Origin of the sequence: Caenibacillus caldisaponilyticus (assembly GCF_002003465.1) — a bacterium.
Classification (GTDB): domain Bacteria; phylum Bacillota; class Bacilli; order Bacillales; family Sporolactobacillaceae; genus Caenibacillus; species Caenibacillus caldisaponilyticus.
Map to the genome: position 1 here is coordinate 34384 of NZ_BDDQ01000019.1, position 13618 is coordinate 48001.

10 protein-coding genes and 2 pseudogenes are annotated in these 13618 nt (G+C 52.5%); all 12 read right to left on the bottom strand.

The genetic code is table 11. From position 1 onward, the window contains the following. Positions 1-30: 30 nt before the first annotated feature. Positions 31-1509 (bottom strand): SpoVR family protein, encoded by a 1479-nt coding sequence (locus tag CCB157_RS06860; protein WP_193432266.1) that lies wholly within the window; start codon positions 1507-1509, stop codon positions 31-33. A gap of 182 nt (positions 1510-1691) precedes the next feature. Next, the gene (locus CCB157_RS06865; protein ID WP_158077239.1) at positions 1692-2690 is read right to left on the bottom strand and encodes a DUF3231 family protein; all 999 of its coding nucleotides are present in this window, start codon (positions 2688-2690) and stop codon (positions 1692-1694) included. A gap of 79 nt (positions 2691-2769) precedes the next feature. Continuing rightward, positions 2770-4344: a peptide chain release factor 3 gene (locus CCB157_RS06870; RefSeq protein ID WP_077615174.1), complete on the bottom strand. Its 1575-nt coding sequence runs from the start codon at positions 4342-4344 to the stop codon at positions 2770-2772. Between the two features lie 353 nt (positions 4345-4697). Beyond that, the gene (locus CCB157_RS06880; protein ID WP_077615176.1) at positions 4698-6449 is read right to left on the bottom strand and encodes a phospho-sugar mutase; all 1752 of its coding nucleotides are present in this window, start codon (positions 6447-6449) and stop codon (positions 4698-4700) included. Positions 6450-6531: 82 nt separating this feature from the next. Further along, positions 6532-6924: a VOC family protein gene (locus CCB157_RS06885; protein WP_077615177.1), complete on the bottom strand. Its 393-nt coding sequence runs from the start codon at positions 6922-6924 to the stop codon at positions 6532-6534. A 6-nt stretch (positions 6925-6930) separates the two neighbouring features. Beyond that, the gene (locus CCB157_RS06890; protein ID WP_077615178.1) at positions 6931-7605 is read right to left on the bottom strand and encodes an HAD family hydrolase; all 675 of its coding nucleotides are present in this window, start codon (positions 7603-7605) and stop codon (positions 6931-6933) included. Between the two features lie 240 nt (positions 7606-7845). Next, complete coding sequence (locus CCB157_RS06895) at positions 7846-8277, bottom strand: CBS domain-containing protein (RefSeq protein WP_077615179.1); 432 nt, start codon at positions 8275-8277, stop codon at positions 7846-7848. An 18-nt stretch (positions 8278-8295) separates the two neighbouring features. Beyond that, positions 8296-9207 carry a ComEC/Rec2 family competence protein gene (locus CCB157_RS06900; RefSeq protein WP_077615180.1) on the bottom strand — a complete coding sequence of 304 codons (912 nt, stop codon included), beginning with the start codon at positions 9205-9207 and terminating at the stop codon, positions 8296-8298. Between the two features lie 292 nt (positions 9208-9499). After that, entirely contained in the window at positions 9500-10642 is a 1143-nt protein-coding gene (yhbH, locus tag CCB157_RS06905) for a sporulation protein YhbH (protein WP_238594625.1), read from the bottom strand. A 371-nt stretch (positions 10643-11013) separates the two neighbouring features. Further along, entirely contained in the window at positions 11014-11574 is a 561-nt protein-coding gene (lepB, locus tag CCB157_RS06910; protein WP_077615182.1) for a signal peptidase I, read from the bottom strand. Positions 11575-11790: 216 nt separating this feature from the next. Further along, positions 11791-13275 (bottom strand): annotated as a pseudogene (locus CCB157_RS06915) (PrkA family serine protein kinase); the annotation flags it as partial. 83 nt (positions 13276-13358) lie between these two features. Then, positions 13359-13618, bottom strand: a pseudogene (locus tag CCB157_RS06920) (hypothetical protein); the annotation flags it as partial.

A 13618-nucleotide genomic window follows, 5' to 3' on the forward strand; every position in this document is an offset into this window, starting at 1 on the left:
ATGTCAACGGCTTGTTCCAAAGAAAAGCCATCAATCCAGCCGCTTTCGGGAAATGCGCCTCCCGTCGCATGTAAAAAGCGTCGGGTGTTCGTCCGCCACCGTCTCCAAATGGACGGGCCGCCCCCACAAGCGGTAGAGGTATTCGAGCACCTTTTCAAGATGGGCGATGTCGAGACCGATCCCTTCATAACGATGGACCAAATACAACTCTCCCGCCTTCGAGTAATCGCCGTCCTCGACGACGATCGTCGGAAAGCCGCCGTTCACCCTCGAGCGAACGATTTCATCGCGGACGTCCTCCCAGTCCTTACTCGTCACTTTATATTCATGGCCTTGCCGCTCAAAGAGAAACAGATCTTCATTTTCCACTAAATCCTTGGTCAAATAATTGCGGATGAACGATTGATCCGACTCCAGTTCACGCACCTCGAAAATCTTGCTCCGGCCTGAATTTTTTTTGATGCCGGACTTCAACATTTCCTCCGTCGGGTTATTGTATCGGTTCTCGATGTCTTCATAAATTTTCAATCCGAGATAATAAGGATTGATTTGGCCTCCGCCCGGCTGAATGACATTGGCGTTTAATTTCGCGAACTCGATCGCTTCTTCGCTCGAAAGGTCAAGCTCCCGCATGATCCGGATATGCCAGTACGTCGCCCAGCCTTCGTTCATGATTTTCGTTTCGAGCTGCGGCCAGAAATAAAGCATTTCCTCACGCAGCATCGTCAGAATATCACGCTGCCAGTCGGTTAATTCTTTGCTGTTTTCTTCGATAAATAACAAAATGTCTTTTTCCGGTTTTTCGGGAAAGCGCTTCTTTGCCGCTTCCTGTGCGGGCGCCTTCGGCTTTTCATCAAGCGCCAGCAAATCGGCGTAATTGGACGTCTTCCGTTTTGACGTCCGAGACTGCCCGGCGGCAATCTCTTCTGTCTCCGGCTCGCGCTTGATCAACGATGGATCGATGTGTTCCTGGATCGACAGCACCGCGTCGATGAACGTTTCCACTTCTTTGCGCCCGTAGGTTTCTTCATAATGTTTGATCCGTTCGGCGGTCGCGCTCATGCTCTCCACCATGTCGCGCCGCGTATTGCGGAAACGCACGTTGTTTTTGAAGAAATCGCAATGGGCGAGAACGTGGGCGACGATCATCTTATTTTGAATGAGACTGTTCGTATTTAATAAAAAGGCGTAGCACGGATTGGAATTGATGACGAGTTCATAAATTTTGCTCAACCCATAGTCGTATTGCATTTTCATCTTGTAGTATTGCTTTCCGAAACTCCAATGGGAAAAGCGGGTCGGCATCCCGTATGCCCCGAACGTGTAAATGATATCGGCGGGACAAATTTCGTAACGCATCGGATAAAAATCAAGGCCGAAGCTTTCGGCGATCTCGGTGATTTCCTGAATGGCGCCCTCGAGTTCCTCCGTCCGCAAACCGACCACTCCTTTAAGACTTTTAATCGGCGACGCCTCTCGCACCGTCGAACCCGAAACCAGCGTTCCCATTTCGGATCCTCGATGTCCTTCGATCGCCTTGTTCACAATGTATGTTTCAAACAGTATATGAATGAGCAGCCGAGACGGTGAAGTCCGATCAACCGAGGGTTGTAAAATCCAAAAAATTAATGGGCGCATGGCCACGCCTGCGCCCCGCAAACCCGCGCGATGCCCCCGTTCAAACGCACAGATCAACCGTTCGTCAGCTTTTCCCGGTCAACCGCCATCGGAGGCGCTTCCATCCAGCCGTTATCGATCATCAATTTGGTCCCATCGCTGAGCAAACGCACGGTTTCGTAGGAAAGATCCATATATTTTATTGACAGATCGCGGCGCTGGGAAATGGCGAGCGAAATCCCATAGTTGCCGAGAGCCATCTCATACAAAAACAAGGCTTGGAACATCATCAATTTCTCGGAGAACGTCCACGTCGTCGACGGCGTCACTTCGATGGCCCACGGAACGGCGGCGGGGACATTGCTTTCTTTTAAAAACTCCAAAAACGCGTTCATATGTTTTTCGGTGACCTGTTTGCCGCGCTTCATGAACCGGCGCACGCGGTTGTCGGCCGTCGTCTGGCAGAAAGCCAAAAGCATGGTGCGCGTGATGTCGCACGTGTACAAATTGATGATCAAATTGCTCATCTCGGCCGCGGTCAACGGGCGCTGCTTTCCCAGCCAACCGGAAAGAAAATGCTTGTCTGTGATCTCTCCCCTTTTTTGCGGATAACTGAGATAAGGCGCTCGTATTTCCAAACCCATTTCGGTGAGAAGATCAACGATTTCATTATAAAGATCGGCCGATGACCTCAAGCAATCCGACACGAAGCGGCGGACATCCTTCCGCGAGGCGCCGGACAGAAAGGCGCCATTGGTGGACAGCCCCATTCTCGTCATGTTTTTCAAATAATACAAGAAAAACGGATCGCTGAACAACTTGGGCGCATCGAGATTGACATCATCATCCGAAAAGCCGATCGGCGCGGGAATATTTTCTTTTTTAAGGAGATCAGCGATCCATTTCGTATGTTGATCGGCCAGACCAATGGCCCGCTCCAAAACGGCGCCGATGGCCCGATCATCCACCGTTTTCAAAAAATGTTTGAGGATGCAACGCGACATATTGTTGGCCAAGTAGTTTGACCATAATCCGCTGACTTCCGGCGCGTTCAATTTTGGTTTTTGACGCATCAAAAACATAACCCCCGTGGCTTTTGGTCTCATTTTTTCCACGGGGGTGTCGCGCTATGCAACGGCAGGCAAAAGCCGGCTACATGGCGGTTTCCGCAAGCCGGATCTCGGGATTTTTTTGTTGGAACCAATTTAAAGCGAACTCGTTTTCAAACAAAATCACGGGCCGATCGTGCGCATCAAATACGACGAGATTGGTCGTGCTCCGCAAGGCGTCGCGCGGAATTTCCCGATCGACGAGCCAGCGGGCCAGCCGGAAGGACAGCGGTTCAATGTCGAGTTCGACGTTGTATTCGCCTTCCATTCGGAAGACGAACACATCGAACTGCAAGCGGCCGACGGCGCCGAGAATATAGTTTCCGAAGTGTTCGGTCCGGTAAATTTGGATAGCGCCTTCCTGGGCGAGCTGGTGGATCCCTTTTAAGAAATGCTTTTGCTTGAGCGCCGTCTTCGCCCGCACTTTCGCAAAGTGTTCCGGGGGAAACGTCGGCAGCTTGCCGAAATGAAACGTCTCTTTTGTCCCGCACAAGGCGTCCCCGATTTGGTAAACGCCGGGATCGTAAATGCCGACGATGTCGCCGGGATACGCCTCTTCAACCATTTCCCGGCTGTCCGCAAAAAATTGCTGGGGCTGGGCGAGTTTGACCGGTTTTCCGGTCCGATCAAGCCACGTTTCCATCCCCTTTTCAAATTTTCCCGAGCAAATGCGCAGGAAGGCCACGCGATCGCGATGCGCCGGATTCATGTTCGCCTGGATTTTGAAAATGAAACCGGAAAAATTGGCATCGGTCGGTTCGATCCGCCCGGCGCTGGAATCCCTTCCCGAAGGCGGCGGAGCAAGCTGCAGGAAGTGTTTTAAGAAGGACGGCACGCCGAACCCGGAAATCGCACTTCCGAAAAAGACCGGGGTTTGCTGGCCTGTTTTGACCTTCTCTAAATCAAAGCGATTGCCCGCCTCTTCGATGAGGAGCAAATCTTCCTCCAACCGGTCCAGCGTCACCGCATCCGTGAGGCCTTCGAGCGCCGGGCGCCATTCCTCCGGCCCTTCCGCCGGAAGAATCGTTTGTTCTTTTTTCTCGTCGTACAATTCGACTTCTTTTCGAATGCGGTCGTAAACGCCCCGGAACGTCGGCCCCATGCCGATCGGATAGTTGACCGGACAGGATTCGATGCCGAGCACGTCTTCGATTTCTTCGAACAGTTCGAGCGGCTCTTTGCCTTGACGGTCCAGCTTGTTGATGAAAGTAAAAATCGGGATGCCGCGGTCGCGGCAAACCTTGAACAATTTAATCGTTTGCGGTTCCACGCCTTTCGCGGCGTCCAATACCATGACGACGCTGTCGACGGCCATGAGCGTCCGATAGGTGTCCTCGCTGAAATCCTGGTGTCCCGGCGTATCGAGAATGTTGATTTTATAGCCGTTATATTCAAACTGCATGACGCTCGAGGTGATGGAAATGCCCCGCTGCTTTTCAAGCTCCATCCAGTCCGATGTGGCAAACTTTTTCGCCTTGCGCGCTTTGACCGCGCCCGCCGTACGAATCGCGCCGCCGAGCAGCAATAATTTTTCGGTTAATGTCGTTTTGCCGGCGTCCGGATGAGAGATGATGGCAAATGTCCGGCGCCGCGCGACCTCTTGTTCCAAGCTCCCCATTGTCCTATCCTTTCCATGCCCATCTTGGTGCATCTTTCGTTTCAAGAATGCATGTTATTGATTATAGCCACTCGCTTCGTTTTTAACAAACGGCATTCCGATCGCCCCGTCCGACGCGATGCGGAAAGAACCGCTTTCCGGTCACTCCGCTCCAAAGCAAGCCGAACGATTCGATCAAGAAAAAAGATAACACAGCCGGCGGCGAAAACTCAACCGCAGTCCCCTTGGCGGAGCCACCGTCCTTCTTTTCCGAACGCGGCCATTCAACCATCTTCCGCCTGCCTTTTCTTAAAATGGGAAACCAAAAAAAGAGACGGCCTTCAAGCCGTCTCCTTCCCGTATGTGCCCGGCCATCAATCGAGAACCGGCGTTGACGTGCCGTTGACGCGAGCCATGATTTCTTGTTTCAGGCGTTCGAGCTTCGCCTTGCTCTCGTCCGCGGAATCGGCTTTGACACCGAAATAAAACTTGATCTTCGGCTCGGTTCCCGACGGGCGCAGGCAAAACCACGATCCGTCGGCCAAATGGTATTTCAACACGTTGGATTTCGGCAAAGCGATCGCGCTGACCGTGCCGGCGGCCCGATCGCGCCGTTCGGATACCTTATAATCCTCAAGCACCGTCACGGGCACGCCGCCTACCGCTTCAGGCGGATGCTTGCGGAAATCTTCCATGATGCCGCGGATTTTATCCGCGCCTTCTTTGCCCTTCAACGTCAAGGACACCAAGTCTTCTCGGAAATAACCGTAAGCCTTGTACAGGTCTTGCAGCGCGTCGTAAAGCGTCTTTCCTTGTTGTTTGTAATAGGCCGCCGCTTCGGCCGCGAGCAGGCAGGCTTGGACGGCGTCTTTATCCCGGACGAAATCGCCGATCAAATAACCGTAGCTTTCCTCATAGCCGAACAGGAATTTATAAGTGCCTGCCGCTTCGTATTCACGGATTTTTTCGCCGATGAATTTAAAACCGGTCAAGGTGTTAACGGTCGGGACCCCGAAGCTTTCCGCAATCTTCGCGCCGAGTTCGGACGTGACGATCGTCTTTAGCACGACGCCGTTTTCCGGAAGCACACCTTTATCCCGCTTTTGCGTCAACAGATAATGAAGCAGGATCGCACCGGTTTGGTTGCCCGTCAAAACCGTGTAGCGGCCTACTTCGTTTTTGACGGCGACGCCGACGCGGTCCGCGTCCGGATCCGTGCCGAGCAGAAGATCGGCGCCGATCTCTTCCCCATAGCGAATCGCATATTCAAAAGCGTCGTGCTCCTCCGGATTGGGCAGCCGGACCGTTGAAAATTCGGAATCGGGTTCCGCCTGTTCTTTGACGACTGTAACGTTCTGGAAGCCCCAATTTTTCAAACCGTCCATGACGGGATGATACGCTGTTCCGTGCAACGGGGTAAACACGATTTTCAAATCGCGGCCCACGCTTTGGATCACTTCCGGATTGACGGAGATCGTTTTTAAATGGTCTTGATACGCCCGGTCGACGTCGGGCCCGATGATTTGTAAAAGCCCCGTTCGCTTCAATTCGTCTTCATCCGCCACCGGCACGGAAAGCTCGTCCTCCACTTGGTTGACGAAGCGAATGACTTCATCGGCTTCCGCCGGGGGCAGCTGACCCCCGTCTTCGTTGTACACCTTGTAGCCGTTATATTGCGGGGGATTGTGGCTCGCCGTAATCATGACGCCGGCGGCCGCCTTTAAATGACGGACGGCAAAAGACAGCACCGGGGTCGGTCGCAGCGATTCAAACACATACGTCTTTATGCCGTGACGCCCGATGGTGCGGGCCGCTTCCATCGCAAACCGTTGCGAATTGCGGCGCGAGTCGTACGAGATGACGACCCCTTTTGCTTTGTTGTCTTCGCCTTGTTGCAGCAGGTAGCGGGCCAACCCTTCCGACGCCTTGCGAACCGTGTAAATGTTCATGCGGTTCGTTCCCGGCCCGAGTTCGCCCCGCATCCCGCCGGTGCCGAATTCCAAGTTTTTATAAAAGGCATCTTCCAACCGGCTCGGGTCGCCTTGCATCGCTTCCAACTCCGCTTTTAATTCCGCATCCAAATCGGGAAATCCGAGCCAGCGTTCATATTGATTTTTCCAATCCATATACCAAACCCCCCTTAAACGACATGTCTAGACATTATTATAGCAAAAATGGTTGACAAGTGCGTTGTCGTGCAACCAACCGTTATTTCCATACGGACATGCGCGTCTGCAGGTCGCTCGTGTGCAGTTCAAGGGTGTTGCCGTCCGGATCGCAGAAGTAGACGGATTGGCCGACGCCGCGCGTCATCGGTCCCTTTTTGATCGTCACTCCCTTTTCTTTCAACCAAACGACCGCGTCGTTAAAATCCGCTTCGCTGATCGTAAAAGCGACGTGATCGACGCCGAGGTGCGCCTCAGGAATCTTTGCGTGCTCCGGCCGTTCCTGCAGGCAGACCCACGCTGTTCCCCATTCCAAATAGGCATCGCGCCTCCCGCGATGAACGAGCCGCATGCCGAGCGCATCCACATAGAAGCGCAAAGAATGCGCGAGGTCCGCCACGTTGATCGTGACATGGTTAAACCCTTCAACCCGCATCGGCTTTCATTTCCCGTCTTCCTTGCTAAACGCTTCGATCAGTTCCTCAAGGGACGTCTCGGCGAGCGAACCGAGCCGGCGGTCTACCTCCGGCGGAAAATCGAGCGATTTAGTCACTTCATTCGGAATGACGACGCAATACAATCCCGCCTTTTTCGCCGCGATCGCTCCGTGCAACGAATCCTCGAAAGCGATGGCTTCATTCGGTTTGACGCCCAAACGTTCGCAAGCCTTTAAGTACAATTCCGGATCAGGCTTGACGTTTTTCACGTCATTCGCTTCGACAAAGACATCAAAATAGTCGGCCAAGCCAAGCCGGATCAAGTGGTTCTTCGCCCACTGATCGCCCGAGCTCGTCGCCAGGCCGATTTTCAAGCCGAGCTTATCGGCGGTCTCCAGAGCGGCGGTTACGCCCGGAAGCACGTCCGCCTGGACGATGTACTCCGCCGCGAGCGTATCGCGCTCATCATAAAACGCGGCGCGGTCAACGGGGCGGCCGATCTGCTCGGATAAATAATCGACGAGATCAAAATGGTCATCATGCGTCCCGGCGAGGTTCGCCCATACGGAAATCGGCAATTCGGCGCCGTATTTTTTATAAACTTCGGCCGTCGCTTTATACATCAGCGTTTCCGTATCGAGAATCAAGCCGTCGAAATCAAAAACGACCGCTTTAATCATGTCATTCCCCCCTGCAATCTTTTTCGAACAAAAGCCTTTTGGATGTTTGCGCTGAAAAACAGGGCGCGCCGGCTCCGGCTTTCAAACGCCGACCCTTCTTCAGTTTAGCAAAAGTTCCTTAAAGATTCCGTATGAAAATTCCACTTTTGAAGCCCTTCAAGCCCGGAATGCTCCGGCATGCCGTTTTTTATGTACTGAAAAAGATAAAGAACCCCCGGAGACCGGGAGTTCCGCGTCGCGTTATTGCGGATTGGACGGTTCGGAAATGCTGTTAAGCGCTTGGCCGGCTTCTTGTTGCGTCGCCTGTTCGGTCGCCAGGTCACCGAGCGAGACGATGCCGACCATTTGGTTGTTTTCGACGACCGGGAGGCGGCGAATTTGATGCTGGGCCATGATCTGAGCCGCTTCGGCGGCATCCATTTCCGGATTCCCCGAAACGATCTGGCCGGAAGTCATGCAATCCGCCACTTTCGCTTTTTCATTCCCGCCCGCCGCGGTGGAACGCAAAGTGATGTCGCGGTCGGTGATGATGCCTTTCAGCTGGCCGTTTTCAACGACCGGCAAAAAGCCGACGTTATTCTGGCTCATTAAGCGAGCGGCCTCTTCAATCGTTTGGTTCGGGGTGACGGAAGTGACGTTTTTTGACATGATGTCCCTAAGCTTTTGTGTCATTGTTGAAAAAGCCCCCTTTCAGCCCTTATTGTAGCCGTTCGCCGACGGTTCAATGACTGCCTTTTTTTGTCTCCCGCTTCGATGATCGTTTTCCAACCCATAGGTAAAAGAAACGCGTTGACCGTCGGAATGGGCGACGATCGTTCCGAGCAAATCCGTGCGATACGTCGGGATCTTAAGATAACGAAGCCTTTGAATGACGGCCTTGTCCGGATAGCCGTAGCGGTTGCCCTTGCCCACGGAAATGACCGCGGCATCCGGATTGACTTTTTTTAAAAAAGGGAGCGTGGTGCCCGTATTCGCGCCGTGATGCCCGATTTTAATAATATCCGCACGCACATTGACCCTCTTTTCGAGCAAATCCGTTTCGCTCTGCTCTCCGGCATCCGCCATGAACAAAAAAGAATTTTTTCGATCCACCAATTTAAGGACGTAGCTGTATTCGTTGAGCGAATCATAGCCGCCTTTTAACGGGGCGACAATCCGGATTTTAATGCCGGGTTCGACGTCGATCTTGTCGCCGGCTTTCGCCTGAAAAATCATAATGCCTTCGCGGCGAACCGCTTCGTAAAGGCGACGGAACGCCCGGGTCGAGTGCGTCAAATCCGGCATATAAAACGCTTTAACTTGAAATTGTTTCATGATGGCCGACATGCCGCCGATATGGTCGTGATGCGGGTGCGTCGCGATCACCGCATCCAATACGACCACGCCGTGGGAATGCAAGTAGTCCGCAAGGCCTTTCCCCGAGCCTTCATCGCCGGCATCCACCAATAAATTTTTCCCCTGCGGCGTTTGGATGAGAATGCTGTCGGCTTGGCCGACGTCGATGAAATGGACATCCATCAGCCGAGGATCGGCGGCGCGGGCTTGATTGTGGAGGAGGAAAATAACGAAACCGAACATCAGCCAGAACCTGCGTCTGCGCATGGCGACTCCCTCCAGAGTTTCTTTCTTGATTAGGTTATCCTAAGGAAGGCGGCGCCATCATGGAAAAAGTTGCGCGATTCATCCCTTTGAAGCGCGCCGATCGGCGAAGTCGGCGGCCGGAAAGCATAAAATGGAAAGCCGGACAGCCATGGCCGGCTCGCCGCTCAGCGAAAAAGCCGACCGGCCAATGACCGGCCTGTCCGACTCGCACAACTGTCGGCTGAAGCCTCGGCCTTTTCACTTTTCCCACAAAAAAATACCCGCGGACAGAACCGGCGGGCACTCATTCGGACTAAGCGTTGACTCGAGCGCGAAAGAAGTGTTTCATCGCATCATAGACGTCGCGTTTCTGTTTTAACAGATAATGCCGGAAATGTTCGTCCTTGATGTCTTCATAAACCGCCATTAAAGTCGAGCGGCGATTGTACGGATTGATTTCGCCATAAAAGAAACAGGCCGACACATCGAGCAGCGCTTTGACGAGTTCGACGCAGCGCTTATTGTCGGAGGACAGATTATCGCCGTCGGAAAAATGAACGGGATAAATGTTGTAACGGCGCGGGGAATAGTGATCATCGATGAGCTCCAGCGCTTTGCTGTATGCCGATGAACAAATGGTGCCGCCGCTTTCGCCTTTCGAAAAGAACTCTTCTTCCGTGACGACCTTGGCTTCCGTGTGATGAGCGATGAAAACGATGTCAACCGCTTCGTATTTCGTACGCAGAAACCGCGTCATCCAAAAGTAAAACGTGCGGGCAATATATTTTTCCCAGATCCCCATGGAACCGCTCGTATCCATGAGGGCGAACACGACCGCCCGGCTTTCCTGGCGCTCCTCGTCATCCCACGTTTTAAAACGCAAATCGTCCTCCGTGATCGGGGCGATGCCGGTTTCTCCCCTCATGGCGTGGCGCTTGAGCGCGGCGAGGATCGTTTTCCGTTTGTCCAGATTGCCCATCAAGCCTTTCTTCCGGATGTCGCGAAAATCGATATGGTGAACGATCAATTCGGACTCGTCTTTTTCCTTGAGATTGGGGAGCTCTAATTCCTTGAAAAACACCTCTTCGATATCCGATAACGACACATTGGCTTCGTAATAGTCGATCCCCGCGCTGTCGCCCGCTTTTCTTTCGCCGTCTCCGCGCGCCGGATGCGGTTGCACCCTTCCGATCGTGTCGCCGACTTCCGTTTTTCCGTCGCCTTGGCCGACGTGTTTGCGGTTTTCCATGCTGTAACGGATTTTATATTCATCGAGCGAACGGATCGGAATGCGCGTGATTCCCCGTCCGTCAGATAACACGATGTTCTCCTCGCTGATGAGATCGGGAAGATTGTTCTTTATGGCTTCCTTGACCTTTTCCATGTGGCGCTGTTGATCTTGACGGCCCTTGCGGTGGAGGTCCCAGTTTTCCTCGGAAATGATGAAGCTGTTCAAAGCATCCCCTCCCGTCATGAAGTCTTCACCCGGCCATTTAACAAAATATTTAGTCAAGCGGGTGAATTATTCTATCTTATGCAGAGCCCCTCTTGACCTTGCCGACTTCGGGCGGGTTTACCGGCGGACATTCCCTTTAACCCCCTTGGGTGTTCCCGGTTTTCCGCATCCGAAAACGGACGGCCGACCAAACCCGCCGTCCTTTTCGCTCGGCCCAACAATCGAAACGGCTTGGCGCGCCGATAACAGCCGGTTTTGCTGACACCGCCCCGGACTTCCCGAAAGATCGCGGAAATTCCGTCAGCCTTCAGGCCGTTATCAAGGCGGGTGAAGGCACAAAAAAATTCCGGCCAGCGGCCGGAAGCGTCGTCTCAATGGTAATAATTAATTTCGGAAAGCGGCCAATAGCGGATATTGACCTTGCCGACGACTTGACTCATGTCGACGAAACCGAAGCTGCGGCTGTCGACGCTGTTGCGGCGATTGTCTCCTAAAACGAGCAATTTTCCCGGCGGAACGCGGTCGACCGGCTTGTCGTTCGGTATATCCCTGAGCGAAAAATTATTGGTCAAATTCCCTGAGGAAATTTTTTCTTTGTACGGTTTTAAGTAGGGCTCTTTGACGGGCTTGCCGTTGACGTAGAGCACGTCGTTTTTATATTCAATGGAATCGCCGGGCAAACCGATGACCCGCTTGACGTAGTCGTCCGTCGGTGTCGCGTGGAAGATAATGATGTCAAAGCGTTTCGGCTTGGAAAAATCGTAATCAATCTTATTGACGATCAAGCGGTTGCCGTCTTCCAAGGTCGGCATCATCGACTTGCCTTCGACCACGTAATTCGTGAAGATGAAGCTGCGGATGATGATCGCGATGATCACTGCGATGGCGAGGGCTTTCAACCATTCGAAGACCTCTTTTTTGCCTCGATTCATTGACGAACCTCCAACCGGGATGTTTGCTTATTCTTATCGTACCATTCCTCATCGGCCAGAACAAGCGGACAAATCCAGGCGTTTTTCCGCCTTCCCTTCGCGGCCCCCGTTGTTCCCCGGCAACGGATCGAATCTGCCGCATCCCATGTCACTAAACCGGTCGGCCGCGTTATCCGCCGAGGCGCGGTGTATTTAACAGGAGCCGCTGCCCCCGGATTATCGGTTCAGCAAGCTGCCGACGTATTGCAATAATTCGTTGGCCGATGTCGGATTATAACCGTGCTCATCGATCAGTCGGGCGATCACTTCATTGATGCGCTTGAGCTGTTGCTCATCGGGCGTTTTCGTCGACGTCGTGATTTTCACCACATCTTTGAGATCGGCGAACAATTTTTTCTGGATCGCCTCGCGCAGACGCTCGTGCGATTGATAATCGAAACGCTTGCCTTTTCGGGCGTAAGCGGAAATCCGGATCAAGATTTCTTCGCGGAACGCCTTCTTCGCGTTTTCAGAAATGCCGATTTGCTCTTCAATCGAGCGCATCAGCTTTTCATCGGGTTCCATTTCGTCACCGGTAATCGGATCGCGGATTTTATTTTTGTTGCAATACGCCTCAACGTTGTCCAAATAGTTGTTCAATAACGTTTTCGCCGATTCCTCGAAAGAATATACGAACGCCTTTTGAACTTCTTGTTTGGCGATCTCATCGTATTCGCGCCGCGCCAGTGTTAAGAAGTTCACGTATTTTTCCTTCTCTTCCGGGGTAATCGACGGGTGGTGGTCCAAGCCTTCTTTAATCGAACGGAGCACATCCAGCGCGTTGATGGAAGGCACGTCTTTCTTGATGATCGCCGATGAAATGCGGTTGATCACGTAACGCGGATCGATTCCGGTCATCCCCTCATCGGGATGTTCGTTTTTCAATTCGTACAAATCGGCATCATTGTAGCCTTCGACGTTTTCACCGTCGTATAGTTTCATTTTTTTCAGCAAATCGATGCCGCGGAGATTGGACGGCTTGAGCCGGGTCAAAACCGAAAAAATCGCGGCCGCTCTCAGGGCGTGCGGAGCGATGTGAATGTCGGCCATATCGCTTTGCGCGATCATTTTCCGATAAATGCGTTCTTCATCCGATACCTTTAGATTATAGGGAATCGGCATGACGATGATGCGCGAGTGAAGCGCTTCGTTCTTCTTATTAGTGATAAACGACCGATATTCCGCCTCGTTTGTGTGGGCGACGATCATCTCGTCCGCGCTGATCAAGGCAAAGCGCCCCGCCTTAAAATTCCCCTCTTGAGTCAGAGAGAGCAAATGCCACAGAAATTTTTCATCGCACTTCAGCATTTCTTGAAATTCCATCAGGCCCCGGTTGGCCTTGTTCAACTCTCCGTCGAAACGATAAGCGCGCGGATCGGACTCGGAACCGTACGTCGCGATCGTGGAAAAATCGATGCTCCCGGTCAGATCGGCGATATCCTGCGATTTCGGATCGGACGGGCTGAACGTGCCGATTCCGACACGTTTATCTTCCGAGAAAAAGATGCGTTCGACCATGACGTCCTCGATCCGCCCGCCGTATTCTTTCTCCAACCTCAACATGTTGAGGGGCGACAGATTCCCTTCGATGCGGATGCCGTATTCTTTATAAAAATCATCGCGCAGCTCATGGGGAATGAGATGTAAGGGATCTCCGTGCATCTCATTAGGTAACCATTTTTATTTCCCGGATTCATCGTTTTCGAAATTAAAATAATATAAGCGGACCAAATGGCCCGCTTCACTTATTTCACTGGTGTCAATTTTGCTGGCGCTTCATTTTGAATAATGTCGCCATCTTCTGCTTCAAATGTATAACTAGGAACCCCACCAGATCCCAATATTGTGTTTACTTTTGGGTATCCAGTTGAATCATACACAATGAAATTGCTGCCTTCACCGATTGGCTGTACTTTATATCGTCCAGGCTTTACATCATCGCCGACTGTGAATTTTCCTGCTTCAAGACGAATCGGAGCGCCATTAGCTTTATCGATTTGACCAC

Bases quoted from the DNA above. Each gene is read 5' to 3' on its own strand.
- CCB157_RS06860 (WP_193432266.1), bottom strand. From the start codon at position 1,509: ATGGGAACGCTGGTTTCGGGTTCGACGGTGCGAGAGGCGTCGCCGATT.
- CCB157_RS06865 (WP_158077239.1), bottom strand. From the start codon at position 2,690: ATGCGTCAAAAACCAAAATTGAACGCGCCGGAAGTCAGCGGATTATGG.
- CCB157_RS06870 (WP_077615174.1), bottom strand. From the start codon at position 4,344: ATGGGGAGCTTGGAACAAGAGGTCGCGCGGCGCCGGACATTTGCCATC.
- CCB157_RS06880 (WP_077615176.1), bottom strand. From the start codon at position 6,449: ATGGATTGGAAAAATCAATATGAACGCTGGCTCGGATTTCCCGATTTG.
- CCB157_RS06885 (WP_077615177.1), bottom strand. From the start codon at position 6,924: ATGCGGGTTGAAGGGTTTAACCATGTCACGATCAACGTGGCGGACCTC.
- CCB157_RS06890 (WP_077615178.1), bottom strand. From the start codon at position 7,605: ATGATTAAAGCGGTCGTTTTTGATTTCGACGGCTTGATTCTCGATACG.
- CCB157_RS06895 (WP_077615179.1), bottom strand. From the start codon at position 8,277: ATGACACAAAAGCTTAGGGACATCATGTCAAAAAACGTCACTTCCGTC.
- CCB157_RS06900 (WP_077615180.1), bottom strand. From the start codon at position 9,207: ATGCGCAGACGCAGGTTCTGGCTGATGTTCGGTTTCGTTATTTTCCTC.
- lepB (WP_077615182.1), bottom strand. From the start codon at position 11,574: ATGAATCGAGGCAAAAAAGAGGTCTTCGAATGGTTGAAAGCCCTCGCC.